Below are 21,894 nucleotides of genomic sequence, written 5' to 3' on the forward strand. Positions count from 1 at the left end.
GTCGTCAAGATTAAATTCCAGAACCCCTGATTGCTAACGCGATCAGGGGTTTTGTTTTTGTGCTGCGCAAATGTCCGGTGCCCGATCCAGAATCTAGAGTGGCTGCTCAGCCGCCATCGCCAGCAAGCCGGCTCCCATACGAGGATACCGACCCTTTCCTGACAAATTGACAAGGTTATTTTTGATCCGGAACACTAGAATAGGCACCGTCTTTTACAGAGCCTGAGCCCCTTTATGCCGGATCCGGTTGACTCTTCAAAGGTGTCGGAACTGCCCCTGGACACATTGGTGGCCTGTCACGAATGCGACCTGCTGATGCTCAAACCCCAGCTGGGCCTCGGTGAAAAAGCCCAATGCCCACGCTGCGGCTATGAGCTCTATGCCCATCGCCACAATGTCATCGAGCGCAGCCTGGCCCTGGTGATCGCAGCACTGCTGCTGTACATCCCAGCGAACTTTTTACCCATCATGCGACTCAATCTTCTGGGCCGATCCTCAGAGGATACGGTCTGGAGTGGTGTCCTGGGCCTGTACCATACCGGCATGTCCGGCATCGCCGTGGTGGTGTTCCTGTGCAGCATGGGTATTCCCCTGCTCAAGCTGCTCTGCCAGTTGGCCGTGCTGTTGAGCATCCGTTGGGATATCGGGCGTAGCTACGGCTTGTTGCTGTACCGCATTTACCATCATCTGCGCGATTGGGGCATGCTCGAGGTCTATCTCATGGGCGTGCTGGTGGCGATTGTCAAACTCGCCGACCTGGCGGAACTGAGCCTCGGCCTGGGGCTGGCCTGTTTTGTCGGTTTGCTGCTGGTCCAAGTGCTGCTGGAGGTGCTCATGTCGCCTCACCAGATCTGGCAGGCGTTATCGGGAGAAGACGAACATGCGGGCGATTGATGCAGGTATTCTGATCTGCACGGAATGCCACGAGTTGAACCGCCAGGACGCGGATAGCGACGAGCAGGTCTGTACCCGCTGCGGTGCCTTGGTACATCCACGCCGCCCCAACAGCCTGATGCGTACCTGGGCGCTGCTGTTGACCTCGGCGATTCTCTACATCCCGGCCAATATGCTGCCGATCATGACCGTCAACTCCCTGGGCAAGGGTGATCCCAGTACCATCATGTCCGGTGTCATCGCCCTGGTGCAGCACGGTATGTTTCCGATCGCCGCGGTGGTCTTTGTCGCCAGTATCCTGGTGCCAACGTTCAAACTGGTGGGCATCGCCCTGTTATTGTTCTCGGTACAGCGCCACCAACCGCTGTCAGCCCGGCAGCGGATCGTCATGTACCGGTTCATCGAGTTCATTGGCCGCTGGTCCATGTTGGATATCTTTGTGATCGCCATCTTGGTGGCGGTTGTGAACTTTGGAAGAATTGCCAGCATCGAGGCCAATCTCGGTGCGATAGCCTTTGCCAGTGTGGTGATCTTGACGATGCTTGCAGCAGTAACTTTCGATCCCCGACTCATCTGGGACAACACGGAGTCGGATGACGACCATGACTGATTTGCCAAAAGCCAAAGCCCGCCCGGCCTCGAACTGGTCGGCCATCTGGGTTCTGCCGTTGATTGCCCTGATCATCGGCGGTTGGTTGGGCTGGCGTGCCTACAGCCAGGCCGGTATCGAGATCCAGGTGCGCTTTGAAAGCGGCGAGGGTATTCAGGCCAACAAGACCGAGATCGTTTACAAAGGCATGCCCATTGGCAAGGTCAAGGCCCTGAACCTGGATGTCGAAGGCTCCAGCAAGGGGGTCGTCGCCACCATTGAAATGAACAAGGACGTCGAGCCGTCCCTGCGTACCAATACCCGCTTCTGGCTGGTCAAGCCGAGCGTGACCCTGGCGGGGATTACCGGCCTGGATACCCTGGTGTCCGGCAACTACATTGCGGTCAGTCCCGGTGATGGCGAACCCGCGCGCAAGTTCAAGGCGTTGACCCAGGAGCCACCGCTGTCGGATCTCAAGCCCGGTCTGCACATCACCATCAAGGCCGACCGCCTGGGCTCGCTGAATCGTGGCAGCCCGGTATTCTACAAGCAGATCCAGGTCGGCCAGATCAAAAGCTATGCGCTGTCTTCGGACCAGAACATGGTCGAACTCAAGGTCTTTATCGAGCCGACCTACGCCAACCTGGTGCGCAAACACACGCGCTTCTGGAACGCCAGCGGCATCAGCATCGACGCCAACCTGTCCGGGGTGAAGGTGCGCAGCGAATCCCTGGCGAGTATCGTTGCCGGCGGTATCGCCTTCGCCACGCCGGAGAACCGCAAGGACAGTCCGCCCACCGATCCGAGCCTGCCATTCCGTCTCTATGAGGATTTCGATGCGGCCCAGGCGGGGATCCGGGTCAAAGTGAAACTCAGCGATTTCGAAGGGTTGCAGGCCGGTCGTACTCCGGTGATGTACAAAGGGATCCAGGTCGGCAGTTTGAAAGCCCTGAAAATCGATCCCGACCTGTCCAGCGCCAATGCCGAGCTGACCCTCGATCCGTTGGCGGAGGACTACCTGGTGAGCGGTACCCAATTCTGGGTGGTCAAGCCGTCGATATCGCTGGCCGGTATCACTGGGCTAGAGGCTCTGGTCAAAGGTAACTACATTGCCGTTCGCCCCGGCGACAAAGGCGGTCACCCGCAACGCGAGTTCGAGGCCCGGGCCAAGGCGCCGCCCCTGGACCTGCGCTCCCCGGGGCTGCACATGGTGCTGTTCACCGACAACCTCGGTTCCCTGGATGTCGGCAGCCCGGTGCTCTACCGCCAGGTGAAAGTCGGTTCGGTGCAGAGCTACCAGTTCTCCCGCACACGCAAGCAGGTGGTGATCGGCGTCCATATCGAGAAGGAATACGAAAACCTGGTCAACGCATCGAGCCGCTTCTGGAATGCCAGTGGCATCACCTTGAGCGGTGGCCTGACCGGGGGCATCCAGGTGAAAAGCGAATCGCTGCAAAGCCTGATGGCTGGCGGTATCGCCTTCGAGACCCCGCAGGACAAGGCCCCGCTGCAAAAACGCATTCCGCGTTTCCGCCTGTTCCCCAACCATGACGAGGCGCAGCAGCAAGGCACGCTGATCACCATTCGGGTCGATCGTGCCGATGGCCTGCGCAGTGGTACGCCGATCCGCTTCAAAGGGCTGGATGTGGGCAAGATCGAAAGCGTCGACCTGAGTGATGACCTGCAGTCGGTGCTGCTCTCGGCACGGATTACCGAAGTGCCGGAGCGGATCGCCCGGGTCGGCAGCCAGTTCTGGGTGGTGAAGCCGGAGTTGGGTCTGATCAAGACCGCCAACCTGGAAACCCTGGTCACTGGGCAGTACCTGGAAGTGCAGCCGGCGACGAAGAAGCTCGGGGTACAGAAGGATTTTGTCGCGCTCAAGGAGCCGCCGGATGCGCTGGCGCCACAAGCCGGTTTGAGCCTGACCCTGAGCGCGGCGCGACGGGGGTCGCTGAAGGAAGGCGTGCCGGTGACTTACCGCGAGGTGACGGTGGGCAAGGTGACCGGGTATGAGCTGGGGGCCACCGCCGACCGAGTGCTGATCCATATCCTCATTGAGCCGCGTTATGCGCCGCTGGTGCGCAGTGGCAGCCGGTTCTGGAACACCAGTGGCTTTGGTGTCGACTTCGGCCTGTTCAAGGGCGCGACTGTACGTACCGAATCGCTGGAGACGCTGATCCAGGGTGGGATCGCCTTCGCTACGCCGGATGGCGAGCGTATGGGCGTGGCGGCGCGGCCGTTGCAGACCTTCCCGCTGTTCGACAAGTTCGAGGATGAATGGCTGACCTGGGCACCGAAAATCAGCCTCGGCAAATAGCCGGGGGATTGCGGGTAGACACCAGGCCTGCAGCGGCAGAGCCTGTGTGGCTGTAGAGCTTGTGTGAGGTGTAGAGCTTGCGTGGGAGCGGAGCTTGCCCGCGAAGCTTTTAGCGGTCTTGAGGGCCCCTTCGCGGGCAAGCTCCGCTCCCACAAGAGTGCAGGCGCGACACACATCGGTGTTCATCCGTGGGTTGAGTAGCCAAATGAAAAGGCCGCGATCAATGATCGCGGCCTTTTGTTTTTCCAGCTTCCGGAGTCAGACCTCGTCCAACTCCGCTGCCACCACTGCGCTTGGCACCGTTGCCCGGACCTCATCGTGCCGGCGGATGTACTTCCAGTCCGCTTCGTCGATATAGATTCCGTTCGGCCCGCTGCCGCCTTCCAGGTCAATGGCCACGTGCGCCGATACCTGCGGCTTGACGCTCGCCAGGATCGGCACGAAGCCCAATTGCAGGCTGGTCTCCAGCAGCGCCGCCTGGTTGCGTTCGTCGATGTCCGCGGCCTCGTCGAGGTAATACGGCAGACGCACGCGCCCGGCCTGGTCGCGGTCCATCAGGTGCAGCAACAGGTACATGTTGGTCAGCGCTTTGATGGTCATGGTCGTGCCGTTGGACGCCGCGCCGTCGATATCGGTGTGGATCACCGGCTGGCCGTTGACCTTGGTGATTTCGAACGCCAGCTCGAACAGGTCCTTCAGGCCCAACTGGTTGTGGTTCGCCGCCACCAGCCGCGCCAGGTATTCCTTGGCTTCTTCGTTCTTGTTGTCCTGATCGGCACTCTGGCTCAGGTCGAATACCGACAGCGTCTCGCCTTCCTCGTACTGGCCGGCACTGTGGATGATCTGGTCGATGTGCTTGAGGGCTTCCTTGTTCGGCGCCAGCACGATGCGGAAGCTTTGCAGGTTGGAGACCTGGCGCTTGTTGATCTCGCGGTTGAACAGCGCCAGCTGGTGTTCCAGGCTGTCGTAGTCGCTGCGGATATTGCGCAGGGTCCGGGCAATATCGGTCACCGCCGCGCGGCGCGCCTTGCCCAGGGTCAGGGCTTCGTCGGTGCGATGGTCATAGGCGTTGATCAGCAGTTGCAGGCGGCGCTCGATATCGTCCTCGCTGTCGAACTTGGCCACGCCCTTGAGGCGCACCTGGGCGTAGAGCGCGTCGATCTGCCCGTCGGCCCGCTGCAAGCCTTGCCAGCTGTCCTGGTAGTCGTTGAGCAGCGGCAGCAGGTTGTCCATGGAATCGTCTATCGGATCCATGAACGGCGTGCCGAACGGCAGGTCGGCCGGCAGCAGCTGGCGACGGCGCAGGGCGTCGTCGAGGGTGCGCTGTTTGGCTTCCATGTCGCCGATCTGCCGGCCGACCAGTTGCAGCTTGGCCGACAACTGCTGGACGCGTTCGGTGAAGGCGTCGCTGGAGCGCTTCAGTTCATCCTGCGCGGCTTCCAACTGGGCCAGTTGTTCCAGCTTCTCGCCTTCCTCGGCGCTCAAGGTCTGGGCGCGGCGGAAATCTTCCAGGGCTTTCTGCGCATCCAGCACCTGCTGGTACAGCGCTTCGGTCTGGGTCTTGCTCGCGGCGCGGTCGGCGGCCACGGCCTGCTGGGTTTTCAACTGCTTGAGCTCTTTGTCCAGGCGCTCCTTCTGGTCGCGCAGCGCGGCGCGATCGGCCAGGGCCTGGAGTGCCGGCGGCTCGATATGGGACAGGTCGATGGACAGGCCCGGTACTTCGAAACGCTCGCCCTTGAAGCCGTCGAGGATCAGTTCCATGGACTTGACCCACTGGCCTTCCTCGTCCAGGGCAATGCCGTGCTCGCCCAGCGGCAGGCTGAACAGGGCACTGTTGAACAGGCGCATCAGGCGTTCGACATCCTGTTGCGAGAACTCTTCGCGCAGCCGTGCATAGCTGTTGTTGTCGGCGTGATCGAGTTGTTGCTTCACCGACTTCAGGCGTTTTTCCAGGTCGCGCAGGCGCTCTTCCAGGTCCTCGGCGCTGAATTGTCGGGACTGGGCCAGGGCACCGGCGAGCTCGTCGTGGGCATCCTTGGCCGCCAGCAGTTGCTGCTCCAGCACCTTCACATCGTTGACCAGGGCGAAGCGATTCTTGAGCACCGACAGCTCGCCGAGCCAACGTTGCAGGTCGCTGATTTCCCGCTCCAGGCGCATCAGCTCCTGGGTGCTGCTGCGCTGGTCGTTCTGCAGAGCGTCCTGTTCATTGCGGTAGTGCTCGGACTGGATCAGCAGCTCTTCCTTGCGCGCCCCGGCATAGTCCGACCAGGTGCCGAGCAACGAGTCGAGCAGCGGCGAGATCCGGTGCAACTTGCCGCGCAGCACATCGCGCTGGCGCACCCCCGAGGCCAGCGCCTCGACCAGGGGACCGGCGGCAACCATGGCGTTGTAGTCCTGCTCCATGCGCCGTACGTCGCGGAAGGCTTCCTCGCAGGCGGCGATATAGTCGACGCTGCCGGAGCGCAGGCTGTGCTCGAAGGCATCGAGGAACAGCTGCTTGAGCTTGGCGGCGGTGATCTCGCGCATATGCAGCAGGTTGATGAACAGGGCGCGGAAGGTCTTCAGGCTCTGTTCGCTGGTGGAGCGCAACGGGATCAGCGTCAGGTCCAGGGGAATCGAGGTGTGACCGCCGACCAGCAGCCGGCGCAGTTCATCGGGCTTGAGCTCGTAGGCCTTGAGGCCGTTGCGCTCCAGATTGTTGAACAGCTCCTTCTGGCGCAGGCAGGTGTCGTCTTTCTGGTAATGCGCCAGGTCCAGGCGCCCGGCATAGGCGAAGAACTGGTGGCCGAAACCGCCGCCCGGGCCGCGCCCGACCACGCCGATCACATGCGGGCCGTGGGGCAGGGCGACTTCGACGAGGATGTAGCTGGTGTCGGTGGCGAAATAGAAACGCCGCGACTGTTCCAGGCTGTACTTGCCGAAGCTCATGTCCGACATGCGCGCCAGGATCGGGAACTGCAAGGCGTTGATCGACGCCGATTTACCCAGGTTGTTGGCGCCGTACACCGACAGCGGATGTTCCAGGGGAAACAGGCCGAGGCTGTAGCCGGCGGTGTTCAGCAGGGCGAAGCGGCGAATACCGTAGCGTTCCTGGCTCATGCGTCCATCTCCTGTTGCTCGGCGGCAATGGCCCGGGCCAGCGCGTCTTCTTCACTTTCTTCAGGGGCCTCGACGAATTCGCTGAGGTCCAGCGGGTCATCGGTTTCCAGCAGTTTTTCGTCGCTGTCGTCGTCCACCAGCACCGGCGTCGGCAAGGGCAGCACGCTGTGCAGGCTGGCGGCCATGTCGCGGTCCTGCTGGACCGACAGGCAAACGTCGAGGAAACGGTGCATCGGCGGCAGGAAGCGGAACAGACCGGGCTCCTCGAGGGCGAAGCCGAGCTGGGTCATGCGGCGCATGATCTTCTCTTCCAGCTCTTCCTGGGTGGTGACTTCGGCCTGGACGAACAGGTCGCGGTATTTCTCCAGCAGCGACGGCAGTTCGTCACGGCCGAGGCTACCGCCGTCGAGCACGGCAACCGGGTCGCGGCCCTGGTCGGCCAGGTGCTCCACCAGGATGAAGGTGAACAGCGCCAGGCGCTGGGCGGTCTTGTTGACCTGGGCGGCGGCGTTGTCCGGGACGAAGTAGTAGAAACCACGGGTGTCGCAGACCAGTTCGAAGCCCAGGGCCTTGAACAGGGTGCGGTATTGGTCCTGGCAGTTGGACAATTGGGCGTACAGCTCCGGGTCGCGGCGGCTGACGTGGTAACCCTTGAACAGCTCGCGAAAGATCGGCGCCAGCTGGGACAGTTCGGAAAGATCAAGATGCATGAGGTGTGCTCGCGGAATTCTCGCCGGCTTCTTCGACACGCGAGAGCAGGGCGAAGGAGCGCAGGCTGACCTGGTGCTCCTGGGTGTGGTAGTCGCGGCGTTCGAGGCGCTCGCGCTGGAAACGTTTTTCCCGCGACAGGCGCGAGAACCAGTAGAGCAATTCGTCGGTGGCGCCGTCCGGCTCCTGCTCCAGCAGCCAGCTCATCAGGTCCGGCATCGGCAGGGCGTCGCTGCAGCGTTCGAGCATTTCCTTGACCGTGCGCGGGGCCCGTGGCGACTCGCCGCCCTTGGACGACTTGTGCGCCTTGGGGAAACGCGACGGCTTGGCTTCGAAACGGGCCAGGGCGTAGACATAGGCCTCGACCTGGCCGGAGCTGCCGAGAAAGGTGCTTTGCGGACGGCTGAACATAGGCATCGCCGCTTGTGGCACGGCGTCGAGGCCCTTGCGGCGGATCACCGACAGGGCCAGGGCCGCGCCACGGGTCACGGCGTTGTGCCGGCGTGCTTCTTCACGCAGCGGCAGCAGCAGTTCGCGGGCATGGCGCAGGGTCAGTTGGGCGCTGGTCTGCATCTCGAGGATTCGCGCGTGGGTACGCAGCAGCATGTCGTCGTCCACCAGGTGGCCGAGGCGCTGCTGTTCGCTGAGCATGCGCAGCAGCACGTTCTCGACCTTGCGTACGCCCTGTTCGAAGGCACCGTCGGCGTTCACCAGCTGGATCATCGGTTCGACGTATTCGTCCCAGGTCGCCAGGACCTCGGCGTAACGCTGACGCAGCGGGATCTGCCGGTCGCTGGTCTTGGCCCGTTCGGCGACGGCCACCAGGGCCTGTTCGTCGTTGGCGAGCTTTTTCAGGACATCGCGCACGCGCATGTCGAGCAGGCGCAACTGGCGGGCCAGGTCGTTGCCGTCGCGGATGTCGAAGGCGTCCTGGATGTAGCCGGCCAGGCGCTCGAGGTGGCGCAGGTAGGCTTCGATCTCCAGGCACAGGCCCAGGCGGTGTTCGCGGCGCAGGTAGGCGAGGAAATCGTGGATCTGCGCATTGAGCTCGAAACGGTTCGGGCTTTTCGCCACGGGCACCAGGATGTCGAGGCGAATCCACACGTCCAGCAGGCTGGTGATGTCCTGGGGCGTGCTGTCCAGCTGCTGGGCAGCCAGTTGCTGGCGCAGTTCACCGAGGCTCAGGGTGCCTTGGTCGAAGTGTTCGCACAGAGGCTCCAGAAGGGCCCAGTGCTCGGCGAGGGCGCGCAAGACGCGCTTGGGTTCGATCATGGGAGAGGCCGGCTGGTTGGCAAATTAAAAGGAGCGATTGTACTGCATCAGGCACCTGATTGACCCGCAGGTGATCGGTGGCTTGGCGTTCTTGCGATCAACTGCGGGCGATCTTCGCCGAAGGGCGGTAGAATCCCAGCTTCAACTTATCCACAGATGGCCGACCTTTGCTTATCGAGTCCCGCCGCCGCGCTTATCTGACTGCCATGCAGGTGGTCCATTGGCTGCCCCGCACCGAACTGCCGTTCGCCGCGCCGTCGCGGCCGGAGTTGTTTGTCGAGTTGGAACCGTTGGTCGAGGTCCAGGCCCCCGTGCCTGAGGCACCCAAAGCCGCGGAACCGCTGGCCAAGCCCGCCGAGCGGGCGAAGATCGAAGTGCCACGGCCTTCGCCGATCCAGCGCGCCGAAAGCAAGCCTGCGGTTGTCGCCGAAGAGGCGCCGACCCCGGTCAAGGTGGTTCAGGTGCCGCCGCCGCGTTTCGCGCTGCAATTGTTGCGCGCCGGGCGTTGCCTGGTGCTGGTGGAGTTACCCACGGGCGAAGCGTTCCAGAGCCGCGATCCGGCCTACCTGTTGCTCAAGGACCTGCTGCGTGCCGCCGGGCTGCCGGACAGCCCGCAGATCGTCGGCGAGCCGGTGCGCTGGCCGCTGCTGGTACGCGGCAACCTCGACCAGGGCCCGGACGCGGCGCGGGATTTTGTCCAGGGCTTTGTCCAGGCCCGGCGGGAAGAGGGGGAGTGTGCCTGCCTGTGGCTGATCGGCCTGCCGGCAGTGCGTTTTGCCGGTGAGGTCGATGCCGAATCATACAACCGTGAGCTCCAGGTCGAAGGCCTGGGCTCGGCCTGGGCGCTGCCTGGCCTGGAATTATTGATGGATGAGCCACAGCGCAAGGCTGATGTCTGGCAAGCCATGCGCCGGCTGATGGCGCGCTGGAAAAGTGACGATGAGTGATGCAGTAAGTTTTCGCCCGATGACCGAGGCGGACCTGGATGCGGTGCTGAAGATCGAATATGCGGCCTTCAGCCATCCCTGGACCCGCGGGATTTTCCTCGACGGCCTGGGCAAGTATCAGATCTGGCTGATGTTCGAAGGCAGCCAGCAGGTCGGGCATGGCGTAGTGCAGATCATTCTCGATGAGGCGCATCTGCTCAATATCACGGTCAAGCCGGAAAGCCAGGGCCGCGGCCTGGGCTTGCGCCTGCTCGAACACCTGATGTCGCGGGCCCATGCGGCCGAGGCCCGGGAGTGTTTCCTCGAGGTGCGCGACAGCAATCGCGCGGCCTTCCGCCTGTATGAGCGCTATGGTTTCAATGAGGTCGGGCGCCGTCGCGACTACTACCCGGCGGTGGGTGGGCGCGAGGATGCAGTAGTGATGGCGTGTACGCTGGTTGACTGAGGATTTTTCCACGTGACCCCAAGCCGGGGTCGGGTGTCATAACTTCGGACTATCTTGAGGCAGTAGAGCATGAACGAACTACAGGATCTGATTGATAACAACGAGCGCTGGGCCGCTGCGATCAAGGAAGAAGACCCGGAGTTCTTCGCCAAGCTTGCGCGCCAGCAGACCCCGGAGTTTCTCTGGATCGGTTGTTCCGACGCGCGGGTTCCGGCCAACGAGATCGTCGGCATGTTGCCCGGCGATCTGTTCGTGCACCGTAACGTGGCCAACGTGGTGTTGCACACCGACCTCAACTGCCTGTCGGTGATCCAGTACGCGGTGGATGTGCTGAAGGTCAAGCATATCCTGGTCACCGGTCACTACGGTTGTGGCGGTGTGCGGGCTTCGATGCAGGATCGTCAGTTGGGCCTGATCGATGGCTGGCTGCGGTCAATTCGCGACCTGTACTACGAGAACCGTGAAGTGCTGGCGCAGTTGCCCACTGAAGAGGAACGGGTCGACCGCTTGTGCGAGTTGAACGTGATCCAGCAGGTGGCCAATGTCGGCCATACCACCATCGTGCAGAACGCCTGGCATCGTGGGCAGAGCCTGTCGATCCACGGCTGCATCTACGGGATCAAGGATGGGCGCTGGAAGAGTCTGAACGCAACCATCAGCGGTATCGAGCAGTTGCCGCCGCAGTACCGGTTGCGGCCGGTGGAAGCGCTCTGAGGTTTTGCTGACCCGGCAAATCTTGCGTCGAGCGCCCCTGTAGGAGCCGGCAAGCCGGCTCCTACAGGGGTGGTTGCAGCGTTTGTCAGATAACCGGCATCGCCGTCACTGGCGCTGGTGCCGGTGTCTTCAGCTGATTGAGCTGCGTCTTGATCTCCGCGGTCGAGCATTTCTTCTCGGCATCGGCTTGCGACAGGTTGCGTATCGACTCATAGAACAGCACGCAGGTTTTCTGCGTGTTGGTCACCTGCCAGTTGTCGGTACAGCTTTTCAGTTGCGCCGCCGGATCGCTGTCCGGTTTCTGGCCCATCCCGGCCTGCCAGCAGGCGGCACTCAAGTCCTGCCCCATCACTTTCAAGCCCGCCGCATCGGCTTTCGCCTGATCGCCGCCATAGCTGGCCGGATCTGCCGCGTACCAGATGTAGCTCGGGTGGTTGGAGCCCAATACCGGTACTATCGTCCCCGCTGTCGGGCGGATGAGACCTAGCTGTAGCACACCGACGTCCGCGCCATATTGCTGCTTGATCCAGTTCCGCACCGGTGCACCGAAGGCCACCATCGGCAATGCCTTGCCCTTGGTGGTGATGCTGACTTCCTTGACCATGGTGGTCTGGTAGTCGGTGAAGTAGCTGTAGACGGTTTCCAGGGTGCTGCCGGCGTTGGACGGCGCGGCAATCGGGGCGATGTCGATGATGGTCTGGTAACCCGGTGTCTGATCCTTGGGGATGCCGTTGTCGGTCAGCAGCTCGGCCCAGCGGTCGGTGGTGGCCGACTCCAGATAGTCCTGGGCCTGGGTCAACGAGTAATCCGGCGGGAAATGCAGCAGTTCGACACTCTTGCGGTTGTCCAAGGCCAGGCCCAGCGGCAGGAACAGATACCAATTGTAGGCCCATTTACCGTCGGCATTCAGCTTGGAGGCACCTTTGTAGGCCAGTTCGCCGGCGTTGAGCAGTTGCGCCAGCGGTTTGTCATAACCGTTCGGCACGCCGCTGAAGTGGGCATAGAGTTGGCCGGCATCGGCTTTTACCGTCACCTTGGCGTTGGGGTAGCCGTCACGCTTCACGCTCTGGTTCAGATAGTGCTCGGCGGTCTGTTCCAGGGTCCAGGGGCGAAAGCAGATGACATTGCAATTGTTGGGATAGGCGAAAAGCTGGGTGACGCGTTCCCGGCTACCCAGTTTCATTTCGACATCGGCGTGGGCGAGGGTACTCAGGGTGAGTGCGGCTAAGGTACTCGTCAATACAGCGAGTTTTGACATGCTCAGATCCTTTTCAGCGTTGGCCCCTTCAATGCGGAGGCAGCTCCATACTGGATCAGGCACGGCCAGTAGAAAAGCCGGTAGCCGGTGTTTTTTGCGTTGTTTGACGCAAGTGGGAAAGCTTGTCGCAATTGGCTGTAGGAGCTGTCTGAAAGGAGGGCTCGCTCCCCGTGGGGGAGCGAGGACGAAGCGGTATCCGTCAGGCCGTGAAGCGCAGTGCGTTGGTCAGATCGCCCATCGGCTTCTGGCCGCGGGCGACCATTGCGTCATCACGCTGCTTGAGACCGTCGAGTTTCTCCAATTGGAACACCCGGGTAATCAAACGCAGGATCGAGGCGGTGTCATACACCGTGTGATCCACCGTGCCCTTGCGGGCGAAGGGTGAAACCACCAAGGCTGGAACACGTGTGCCCGGCCCCCAGCGATCGCCTTGTGGCGGCGCCACATGGTCCCACCAGCCGCCGTTTTCGTCGACGGTGACGACCACCACCATGTTTTTCCATTGCGGGCTTTCGCGCAGTACTTTCAGGACACGGTCGATATGCCGGTCGCCGGAGGCCACGTCGGCATAACCGGCATGCATGTTCAGGTTGCCCTGGGGTTTGTAGAAGGTCACCGCGGGCAACTTGCCGGCCTGGGCATCGGCGACGAACTTGTTGGTGCTCGACTCGTCACCCAGCCCGCCATCGCGCAGGCGCTTGGCGCGCTCGCCGGGGTTTTCCGGCCCCTGTTGCTTGAAGTAGTTGAACGGCTGATGGTGGTACTGGAAGTTCGGGATCTTCGGAATGCCGCCCGAGTCCTTGAACTGCTCCAGGGTGACCTGCCAGGCGCCGGCGTACCAGGCCCAGTCGATGTTCTTCTTCGACAGCTTGTCGCCGATGTGTTCGTGGACCTGTGGCACCAGCACCGTGGGCAGGTCCGGCTTGGCATAATCCGGATGCTCGGGGTCGCGGATCCAGGTCGGCCAGTAGGGCGGGGCCATGGTGTTCACCGCGTAGCCATCCGGGGTCAGTGCGCTGGGGCCGAATTGCGGCGCGCCGGTCATGGCGCTGGCCGGGGATTTCTCCAGGGGCTTGAGGCGTGTGTCGAGCGGGTTGTCGCTTTGCAACGTGGCGATCTGCGGCTTGGCCACCGAGTTGGCGGCGTCCGGGTAAAAGGGCACCGCCGCGCTGACGAGGTATTGGTGGTTGAGGAAGGAACCGCCGAAGGTGCCCTGGAAGAAGTTGTCGCAGAGCACGAATTCCTTGGCCACGTCCCACAGGCGCAACGAGTAACGGTTCTGGGCGTAGTGCCCCATGGTCAGGCCGCCGGAGTCGGCCCAGGCGACGAACTGGTCGTTCTTGCCGCCGTTGATCTGCATCTGGTTCTGGTAGAACACGTGCCACAGGTCACGGGTGACCAGGCTCAGGGGCAGGTCCTCGCCGCTCGGGCCCTTGAGGGCGTACGGGGCGTTGGGCAGGTTCTGCTGGAACTGGGTTTCCGCCGGATAGGTCACGCCGTCCACGCTTTGCGGGCCGAGCTGCAGGACTCCGCCCCAGGCCGGTGGCAGGGTCTGCAGCAGGCTGCCATCGCGGTCGCGTTGCTGGTAGTCCGCGGGCGCGAGGGCCGACAAGGGTTTCTCGAGCCCGGGGAAGTCGGCGAACAGGTTGTTGAAGCTACGGTTTTCGGCGTAGACCACCACCACGGTTTTCACCTGATCCTGCAGCGCCTTGTCCAACTCGGCGCCCGACAGTTCGCGAGGCTCCGGCTTGCCGGGCTCGCTCGGGGAACCGCAGGCGGTCAGCGTCGCGCCAACCCCCAGCACCGCCACGCCACCGAGGAAGCGGCGACGGCTGGTGTCAGTGGGGTTATCGGTTTCGGGCGCTTGCGACTGGTCGAGGTCTTTCTCGTCACTCATCCTGGGTTCCTGCTGGCTGGGTTTGACGTATCAAAATATTTCGCATCGCAACTTAGCAATGCAATGTGACGGAACAGCGACAGATCCGTTCTGCCGCCGGGCAGTATGCCTATTGTCGAGAGGATGGGGCAGGGATTGCGTGACGGGATTTTACCTGGGGCCGGGCTTTTTTCGCGGACCTACAGGACCCCGGACTGAATCGCCGCGACTATCGCCGCGATTTTGTTGGTGGTGCCGGTCTTGGTGATCGCGTTGGCAATATGAAAGTTTACGGTGCGCACGTTGAGCTCAAGCAGTTGGGCGATTTCCGGCGCGGTCTTACCTTCGCCTGACCATTTCAGGACCTCGACCTCCCGAGGGGACAGCAGTGGGATGGATGTTGCCGGAAGGTCGCGAGTGGCCGCCGAGTGCAGGACATTGCACAGCCATAGAATATGCACAGCCTTTTGGTGGAATTCGCGCCGATCGATTTCGCCCTCGGGGCGGGCAACACACAGAATGCTCTGGTGGCCCTGGATATGCTGTACCGCCTGTGACCAGCCATGGCGCATACCAAACGATTGCTTTTTGCGCCAGAACGCCGGTGCCTTGGCAAAAGTTTCCGGTGACCAGAGCACGGGCTGGTGCGAGTGCCAGGCATGACTCAGTACCGGGTCGATCTGATGGAGGTTGTGGTCCTGGTAGTGCTGGTTCCACTCATCGGGATAATTGTTCTTTATCCAGGGGGCGGTGCCGACCTTGAGTCTGATATAGCGGTAATAGGGGTAGCCTATTTGCCTGACCAGCCTGGGCAAGAGTTCGAGCAAGGTCTGTTCGTCCTGGGTTGCACCCAGAAGTCGCAATTGTTCTTCTTTCCAATGGTTCATGATGACTCATCCACCTTGCTGCACAACGGGTGGGGCAGGGCACGCTCGAAACCACATAATGGTACGATCGTGCCGGTCTATTTCAACAGCCTAATACAGGATATGAATCAGTCACCAGGGGATTTGCTTTCTTGTGTATTTGTTCAGCATCAATTCAGGATTGTGACAAATAGCGTCGTCGTTTTTGCGATTGAAACCTGAGCGAATGGTTTTCAGGTCGGGGCAAACCTCAAGAGCACCGGTAACAGTGCTCTTGAGTCGGGGGGGAATGTTCGCGGTTATGGCATTACCGGCCCGTTGTAGGCCAGCGTGGTCCCCAGTGCCCACAGCAGGAACAGCACCAGTGGCGCATGCACCAGCAGTTGCACGAAGGAGAAACCGATCAGATCCCGCGCCTTCAGCCCGAGCACGCCCAGCAGCGGCAGCATGTAGAAGGGGTTGATCAGGTTCGGCAGCGCCTCGGCCGCGTTGTAGATCTGCACCGCCCAGCCCAGGTGGTATTTCAGGTCATTGGCCACCTGCATCACATAGGGTGCCTCGATGATCCACTTGCCGCCACCGGAAGGGATGAAGAAACCGAGCACTGCCGAGTACACCCCCATCAGCAACGCGTAGGTGTCATGGGAGGCGATCTGGGTAAAGAAGGTCGAGATATGGTGGGCCAGGGTCAGCGCATCGCTGCCCTTGACCGTGGTCATCAGCGCCGCGATGGAACCGTATAGCGGAAACTGGATCAGCACGCCGGTGGTGGTCGGCACCGCACGGGCCACGGCATCGAGAAAGCTGCGCGGGCGCCAGTGCAGCAGCGCACCGGCCATCAGGAACAGGAAGTTGTAGGTGTTCAGGCCGGAGATGGCGCTGATCGCCGGTTTGCTCGAAAACTCATGGAACAGCCAGCCGGCGGCCAGCAGGGCCAGCAGAATGGTCAGCAGCGGGCTGTATTCCAGCCATTCGCCGGGGCGTGTGCGGGGGCTCAGGGGCGGCAGATTGAAGCTCGGATCGACGCCGCAGGCCTTGGCGTCCCGGGCCGAGTCGGGCCCCGGTGCGGTGGCGTAGGCAATCACCAGCGAGACCACGATCAGCGCCAGCAACAGGACGCCGGACTGCCAGAGGAAGATGGTCTGGGTGAACGGGATCACCCCGGTGATCGACAGGATCGACGGCGGCAGGCTGGCCGGGTTGGCCTGCAACTGCGCGGCGGACGAGGACAGCCCGAGGGCCCAGACGGCGCCCAGGCCCAGGTAGGCCGCGGCACCGGCGGCGCGGTAGTCCATGTGCAGGTCGGTGCGGCGCGCCAGGGCGCGGACCAGCAAGCCGCCGAAGACCAGGGACAGGCCCCAGTTCAGCAGCGAGGCGACCATGGAAATCAGCGCGACCCAGGCCACCGCCGAACGGCCGTTCTTCGGGATCCGGGCCAGACGGTCGATCAGTTTCACCGCCGGGGGTGAACTGGCGACCACATAACCGCCGATCACCACGAAGGCCATCTGCATGGTGAAGGGGATCAGGCTCCAGAAACCGTCGCCGAAAGCCATCGCCGCTTCGCTCGGCTTGGCGCCGATGGCCAGGGTGGCGAGGGCGACGACGATCACCGCCAGCGAGGCAAACACCCAGGAGTCGGGAAACCAGCGTTCGGCCCAGTTCGAGCAGCGCAGGGCAAAGCGGGCGTAGCGGCTGGTTTCAATAGCAGCGGCCATGGAGAGGTCCTCTTGTTCTTGATCTTATTGGGGAGTCACAGGCGCAACCTGTGCGCAGGTGACCACGATAAATCAATCCCGTGGCTTTTTCCGATTTTGGTTAATGGCAGAGTGATATTGCACTGGAGTGGCATTGTCGACATCGGCCCAATGCCGTTGGCAAACTCAGGTATCCTCCGATTTTTGCAGCGGCTGGCAAACCGACCGATGCGCTTCCTGAATACGTTGCCAGGGTGTTTTCATGACTGCCGATCACATTCCCCACCCCCGTCGTTTTGTCCGGTCTGACTACAAGACCCTGGGGCTGGCGGCCTTGGGCGGTGCGCTGGAAATCTACGACTTCATCATTTTCATGTTCTTCGCGCTGACCCTCAGCGAGCTGTTCTTCCCCCCGCAAATGCCCGAGTGGCTGCGGCTGTTGCAGAGCTTCGGGATTTTCGTCACCGGCTATCTGGCGCGACCACTGGGTGGCATCCTGATGGCGCACTTCGCCGATCGCCTGGGACGCAAGCGGGTCTTCAGCCTGAGCATCCTGATGATGGCCCTGCCATGCCTGCTGATCGGGATCATGCCGACTTATGCCCAGATCGGTTACTGGGCGCCCCTGCTGCTGTTGCTGCTGCGGGTGTTGCAAGGCGCGGCGGTGGGCGGCGAGGTGCCGAGCGCCTGGGTCTTTGTCGCCGAACACGCGCCGGCCGGGCACCGCGGTTACGCCCTGGGGGTCTTGCAGGCGGGGCTGACCTTCGGCTATCTGCTGGGCGCCTTGACCGCGACCGCTCTGGCGCGGATCTACAGCCCAGGCGAAATCCTCGATTTCGCCTGGCGCTTGCCGTTCCTGCTGGGCGGGGTATTCGGCGTGATCGGTGTCTGGTTGCGCCGCTGGCTCAGTGAGACCCCGGTGTTCATGGCCTTGCAGGCGCGTCGGGAAGAAGGCGAGGAGGTGCCGTTGCAGGCGGTCTTGCGCACTCACCGTCGGGCGATCCTGCCGGCGATGCTGCTGACCTGTGTCCTGACCTCGGCGGTGGTGGTGCTGGTGGTGGTCACGCCGACCTTGATGCAGAAGGTCTTCGGCATGAGTGCCAGTCACACCTTTGCCTTGAGCAGCCTGGGGATCGTGTTCCTGAACATCGGCTGTGTCCTCGCCGGTCGGCTGGTGGACCGGATCGGTGCCTGGCGCGCCGTGCTGTTCTACAGCGCCTTGCTGCCGTTGGGCATCGCGCTGCTCTATAGCTGCCTGATCCATGGTGCTGAATGGGTTGGCCTGGCCTATGCTCTGGCGGGCCTGGCCTGTGGCGTGGTGGGGGCGGTGCCTTCGGTGATGGTGGGGTTGTTCCCGGCGCGCATCCGCGTCTCCGGCATTTCCTTTACCTACAATATCGCTTACGCACTCTGGGCCAGCACCACGCCGCTGTTGCTGATCGGCCTGATGCCCTGGAGCCCATGGGTCTGCGTCGGCTATTGCGCGGTGATGGGCGTCGTCGGCGTGCTGATCGCGTTGTACTTCGGGCCGCGTGCAACCGCGACGGCCGAGGCTTCGAGCGTGCGCGGCTGCTGAGCCGCGTCCGTCCAGCCCCTCAGGCCTGGCGCCAGCTCACCGCGTCGATACCGAATTTCTCGGCCATGGGCTTGCTGGTTTTCTTCACCCGTTCTCGACCGAATTTGCCGATGCGGCCCACGCCGGCATCACAACTGGCCCAGTGCCAAGCCTCGGCATTGTCCATGTGCTCGGAGCGGATCACAAAGGACTTGGGAGTGCCGTTAAGGGTGTAGTCGATAACGAAAAGCTTTGCCGTGCTCATAAACCTGAGAATCCTCCTTGGGATGCTTCCTTGTCGTTCTAAAGTGATCCCAGGCAGCGGGAAAAATTCAGTCGAATTGTCCGCCGGCTGCTCGCGGGAAATAACCCGAAATTCTCCTTCAGAAAAAAACACCCTAGCCGATGCCAATGACAGCTTAATCCGCGCTTTCATTTGCCCATCGGTGCCCGCATGTTTAACAAACGCTTGAAGCAGGAGCTCTCGGCTCTTCGCGAAGAACTCTCCAGCGTCCAGCAAGTCAAGGATAGCCTGGAGCAGGAAATGCTCGTGCTGACCCTGGACCCCGACGGTCGCATCGAATCGGCTAACCAGAATTTCATCCAGGAAATGCTCTACCCGAGCACCTCGCTGGTGGGGCGTAGCCTTGACGAGTTAGTCCCGGAGTACCTCAAGCATTCGGACTTTCACCTGCGCTTCAAGAATGCCTTGACCCGGGGCGAGCATTTCAGCGGCGCGGTGCGCTTGCTGCGTGGTAACGGCGAGGAAGCCTGGCTGCGTTCGATCCTGCAGCCGATTCGTGATTCCCAGGGGCGTATCCGCCATTTTTCGATTTACTCCAACGATCTGACCCGCACCATCGAATCGTCCCGCGAGTATGAAAACCTGATCGGCGCGCTGTTGCGTTCCACCGCGGTGATCGAGTTCAACCTGGCCGGAGAGGTGCTCACCGCCAATGACCGCTTCCTCAACGCCATGGGTTACAGCCTGGCGCAGATCCAGGGCAAGCATCACCGTGTTTTCTGCGAGCCGGCGCAATACAACAGCGCCGAATACCAGACGTTCTGGACACGCCTGAACGCCGGTGAATTCGTCGCCGGTCGTTTCAAGCGGGTTGACAGCCACGGTCGCGAGGTCTGGCTGGAGGCGTCCTATAACCCGGTACTCGATGCCAATGAAAAGCTCTACAAAGTAGTCAAGTTTGCCACTGTGATCACCGATCAGGTGAGCCAGGAGAGGGCGGTAGCCGAAGCGGCGAACATTGCCTACAGCACCTCGTTGCAGACCGACAGCACCGCCCAGCGCGGGACCACCGTGGTAACCCAGGCCGTGGAAGTGATGCGCGACCTGGCTGCACACATGCAAACCGCCAGTGACGGCATCGAAGCCTTGAATGCGCAGTCCCAGGTGATCGGCACCATCGTCAAGACCATCAGCGGCATTGCCGAGCAGACCAACCTGCTGGCGCTCAACGCGGCCATTGAGGCGGCGCGCGCGGGTGAGCAGGGTCGCGGGTTCGCGGTGGTGGCGGACGAAGTGCGGCAGTTGGCCTCGCGCACCAGCCAGGCCACGGACGAGATCGTCGGCGTGGTGCGGCAGAACCAGGACATGGCGCGGGACGCGGTGTCGCTGATGAACAGCGGCAAGACCCAGGCCGAGGAAGGTCTTGCGCTGGCGGCGGAGGCGGGCACGGTGATCGTCGAGATCCAGGACGGTGCGCAGAAAGTGGTCAACGCGGTCGGGCAGTTCGCCAACCAGTTGTCTAGTTGAGCACCACCGCGCTATCCACCTGGACCGAGGCGTTTTTCGGCAGTTGGAACACCCCGACCGAGCGGCGGGTATGTACCCCGGCTTCGCCGGACACCGAGCTCGTGCCGGGGCCGCTGCTGGCTCCATGGCGCGATCCGGTCTCCGCGAGGCTTGGCTGCCGCGTTTGAACCGCGTTGGGGAAAATAGCGAAAAGTGCAATGTCGTCGGTTACACTTCGATAATGTCAAAAAAACATCATGCACTTTCGATCCTCGCCCGAATCTACAACAGCGTGTTGACCCGACTGCTGGTGTTGGCGCTGTGCATTGTCGTTTCCGGCGCTATCCTGCGCTATTACGTGCTGACCAACTTTCTGCGCGAGGACCTGAGCGCCGTCGTGGAAGGCCAGCAACTGGCGTTGGCCACTTATGTCGCGCACGATGTCGATAGCAAGATTATTCGGCGCCGGCTCTTTATCGAGCACCTGGCTGCCAGCGTGCCCTTCGATTTGCTCGCTAGGCCTGAAAAACTGCGAGATTGGCTGAAAGAGCTTTCGCCCTACCAGACCTTGTTATCGATCGATATCTTCATCGTCGATGCCAGTGGCCGGCGGGTGGCGGGCTACCCCGATCAAGAGGCAGCGTCCGATAGCGATTATGTGAATCGGGACTATGTTCAAGCCGGATTGGCCGACAGACCCTTTATCGGCCGGCCGATCGAGAGCCCGTCGAGCGCGGAACCGATACTGCCGATATCCGCGCCGATCAGGAATGCCGCGGGTGAGGTGCAGGGGGTCGTGGTTGGCATGATGTCACTCGCGGCCCCCGGGTTTCTTGATTCCTTGCTGCAGAGCCGTGGGGGAACGACAACGGGCGAATTCCAGCTGGTTTTTCCGCAAAGTCGCTTGCAGATCGAGTCCACGCCGCTGGGGATACGCTTCAAGCCGGTATCGCGTCCGGGCCTCAATACCCTGTTGGATCGAGCCATGGCGGGTTTTCGCGGTACCGGGATAACGCTCAACGCGCAGGGCCAGGAGGAGGTCCGTGCCATGGTCACCGTCCCAAGCACGGGCTGGTTCATTGTTGCCAGCCTGCCGGGCCACGAGGCGTTTTCAACCGTTGAGCGAACCCAGCGTTTCTTGATCAAGGGTGCTATCGGCTCGATTCTTCTGTTCGGCACTATCTGTTCCATCGTGCTGTATTTTGTCTTTCGTCCGCTATTCCATGCCGCCGCCCAGGCGGACTGCATGACCCGCGATGAACTGCCCCATGCACCCTTGCCGGTGCTGCGCAACGATGAAGTCGGTCACTTGATCTCGGCGTTCAATCGCCTGTTGTTCAAGCTCAACGAGAAACAGGCGGAACTCGAAAAGATCGCCCATCACGACACGTTGACGGGCCTGCCCAACCGCCATCACCTCTCTGGCCGCCTGCGTCAGGTGTTGGCCCAGGCCCAGCGCAAAGGCACCCAGGTCGGCTTGCTGTTCATGGACCTCGATGGCTTCAAACGCATCAATGACACCCTCGGGCACGAGGCCGGTGACGAGGTGTTGCGTCAGGTGGCGAAGCGCTTTGGCGCGGTTGTACGGGGCAGCGATACCCTGGCGCGCATCGGCGGCGATGAGTTCGTTGTCCTGCTGAGCGATCTTGGCGCCGACGCCGAAGAAACCGTGAGCTCCGTGGCCACCAAGTGCATCGAGGCGCTGAGCATGCCTTTTCTCATTGCCGGTACGGTTTGCCGGGTGGGGGTCTCGATCGGTATCGCCCTTGGAAACGGCGAAAGCTCCCCTGATGCGCTGCTGCTGACCGCGGATCGAGTCATGTATCAGGCCAAGAAAACCGGGCGCGGTCGCTACATGACCCACAAGCTCTGAGGGCGATCCAGGTGCAGTTGCAAGCACCGCGGGC

At 62.0% G+C, this 21,894-nt stretch carries 17 protein-coding genes and 1 pseudogene; 9 read left to right on the forward strand and 9 right to left on the reverse strand.

The window, feature by feature from the left end:
• Positions 1-234: 234 nt before the first annotated feature.
• The 3 genes from M5B99_RS25710 to M5B99_RS25720 are packed head-to-tail and all read left to right on the forward strand — an operon-like array spanning position 235 to position 3,800.
• A complete protein-coding gene (locus M5B99_RS25710; RefSeq protein WP_191485792.1) occupies positions 235-894 on the forward strand; it encodes a paraquat-inducible protein A in 660 nt (219 codons plus the stop codon).
• Complete coding sequence (locus tag M5B99_RS25715) at positions 881-1,504, forward strand: paraquat-inducible protein A (protein ID WP_248806691.1); 624 nt, start codon at positions 881-883, stop codon at positions 1,502-1,504. Before M5B99_RS25710 ends, M5B99_RS25715 begins: the two co-directional genes overlap by 14 nt.
• The gene (locus tag M5B99_RS25720; RefSeq protein ID WP_248806692.1) at positions 1,497-3,800 is read left to right on the forward strand and encodes a PqiB family protein; all 2,304 of its coding nucleotides are present in this window, start codon (positions 1,497-1,499) and stop codon (positions 3,798-3,800) included. Before M5B99_RS25715 ends, M5B99_RS25720 begins: the two co-directional genes overlap by 8 nt.
• 258 nt (positions 3,801-4,058) lie before the next feature.
• Here the strand turns inward: M5B99_RS25720 and mksF are convergent, their stop codons facing one another.
• From mksF to mksB, 3 genes are read right to left on the reverse strand one after another with little or no spacing between them, the layout of a single operon-like run.
• A complete protein-coding gene (gene mksF / locus M5B99_RS25725; protein WP_248806693.1) occupies positions 4,059-6,899 on the reverse strand; it encodes an Mks condensin complex protein MksF in 2,841 nt (946 codons plus the stop codon).
• Positions 6,896-7,609, reverse strand: a complete 714-nt coding sequence (mksE, locus tag M5B99_RS25730; RefSeq protein WP_248806694.1) for an Mks condensin complex protein MksE — start codon at positions 7,607-7,609, stop codon at positions 6,896-6,898. Before mksE ends, mksF begins: the two co-directional genes overlap by 4 nt.
• A complete protein-coding gene (gene mksB / locus M5B99_RS25735; RefSeq protein ID WP_248794945.1) occupies positions 7,599-8,879 on the reverse strand; it encodes an Mks condensin complex protein MksB in 1,281 nt (426 codons plus the stop codon). The genes mksE and mksB overlap by 11 nt, the downstream gene beginning before the upstream one ends.
• 167 nt (positions 8,880-9,046) lie before the next feature.
• Between mksB and M5B99_RS25740 the strand changes: the two genes are divergently transcribed.
• The 3 genes from M5B99_RS25740 (at position 9,047) to can (ending at position 10,985) form a co-directional block, all read left to right on the forward strand.
• The gene (locus M5B99_RS25740; protein ID WP_248806695.1) at positions 9,047-9,826 is read left to right on the forward strand and encodes an energy transducer TonB; all 780 of its coding nucleotides are present in this window, start codon (positions 9,047-9,049) and stop codon (positions 9,824-9,826) included.
• Positions 9,819-10,271, forward strand: a complete 453-nt coding sequence (gene rimI, locus M5B99_RS25745; RefSeq protein WP_100942348.1) for a ribosomal protein S18-alanine N-acetyltransferase — start codon at positions 9,819-9,821, stop codon at positions 10,269-10,271. The genes M5B99_RS25740 and rimI overlap by 8 nt, the downstream gene beginning before the upstream one ends.
• Before the next feature lie 69 nt (positions 10,272-10,340).
• The gene (can, locus tag M5B99_RS25750; protein ID WP_248806696.1) at positions 10,341-10,985 is read left to right on the forward strand and encodes a carbonate dehydratase; all 645 of its coding nucleotides are present in this window, start codon (positions 10,341-10,343) and stop codon (positions 10,983-10,985) included.
• Between the two features lie 85 nt (positions 10,986-11,070).
• On the opposite strand, the gene M5B99_RS25755 is transcribed toward can, so the two are convergent.
• The 4 genes from M5B99_RS25755 to M5B99_RS25770 all read right to left on the reverse strand — a co-directional run bounded on the left by M5B99_RS25755 (position 11,071) and on the right by M5B99_RS25770 (position 16,703).
• Positions 11,071-12,243: a hypothetical protein gene (locus M5B99_RS25755; protein WP_248806697.1), complete on the reverse strand. Its 1,173-nt coding sequence runs from the start codon at positions 12,241-12,243 to the stop codon at positions 11,071-11,073.
• Positions 12,244-12,442: 199 nt separating this feature from the next.
• Positions 12,443-14,140 carry an acid phosphatase gene (locus tag M5B99_RS25760; protein WP_248806698.1) on the reverse strand — a complete coding sequence of 566 codons (1,698 nt, stop codon included), beginning with the start codon at positions 14,138-14,140 and terminating at the stop codon, positions 12,443-12,445.
• 179 nt (positions 14,141-14,319) lie between these two features.
• Positions 14,320-15,006, reverse strand: a complete 687-nt coding sequence (locus M5B99_RS25765; protein WP_248806699.1) for a helix-turn-helix transcriptional regulator — start codon at positions 15,004-15,006, stop codon at positions 14,320-14,322.
• Positions 15,007-15,284: 278 nt separating this feature from the next.
• On the reverse strand, positions 15,285-16,703 hold the full coding sequence (locus tag M5B99_RS25770; protein WP_248806700.1) for a short-chain fatty acid transporter: 1,419 nt from the start codon (positions 16,701-16,703) through the stop codon (positions 15,285-15,287).
• A 241-nt stretch (positions 16,704-16,944) separates the two neighbouring features.
• Here M5B99_RS25770 and M5B99_RS25775 point away from each other — a divergent pair, with 241 nt between their 5' ends.
• The gene (locus M5B99_RS25775) at positions 16,945-18,258 is read left to right on the forward strand and encodes an MFS transporter (RefSeq protein ID WP_248806701.1); all 1,314 of its coding nucleotides are present in this window, start codon (positions 16,945-16,947) and stop codon (positions 18,256-18,258) included.
• Positions 18,259-18,277: 19 nt separating this feature from the next.
• On the opposite strand, the gene M5B99_RS25780 is transcribed toward M5B99_RS25775, so the two are convergent.
• Positions 18,278-18,502, reverse strand: coding sequence for a DUF6555 family protein (locus M5B99_RS25780; protein WP_248806702.1), 225 nt, complete (start codon positions 18,500-18,502; stop codon positions 18,278-18,280).
• 189 nt (positions 18,503-18,691) lie between these two features.
• Here M5B99_RS25780 and M5B99_RS30080 point away from each other — a divergent pair, with 189 nt between their 5' ends.
• Positions 18,692-20,008 carry a PAS domain-containing methyl-accepting chemotaxis protein gene (locus M5B99_RS30080; RefSeq protein WP_318654589.1) on the forward strand — a complete coding sequence of 439 codons (1,317 nt, stop codon included), beginning with the start codon at positions 18,692-18,694 and terminating at the stop codon, positions 20,006-20,008.
• On the opposite strand, the pseudogene M5B99_RS25795 reads toward M5B99_RS30080, so the two are convergent.
• A pseudogene (locus M5B99_RS25795) lies at positions 20,001-20,105 on the reverse strand (RidA family protein); the annotation flags it as partial. The gene M5B99_RS30080 and the pseudogene M5B99_RS25795 overlap by 8 nt on opposite strands.
• A 123-nt stretch (positions 20,106-20,228) precedes the next feature.
• Here M5B99_RS25795 and M5B99_RS25800 point away from each other — a divergent pair.
• Complete coding sequence (locus M5B99_RS25800; RefSeq protein ID WP_248806703.1) at positions 20,229-21,860, forward strand: sensor domain-containing diguanylate cyclase; 1,632 nt, start codon at positions 20,229-20,231, stop codon at positions 21,858-21,860.
• The last annotated feature ends 34 nt before the right edge of the window (positions 21,861-21,894 follow it).

Origin of the sequence: Pseudomonas sp. MWU13-2100 (assembly GCF_023242365.1) — a bacterium.
Classification (GTDB): domain Bacteria; phylum Pseudomonadota; class Gammaproteobacteria; order Pseudomonadales; family Pseudomonadaceae; genus Aquipseudomonas.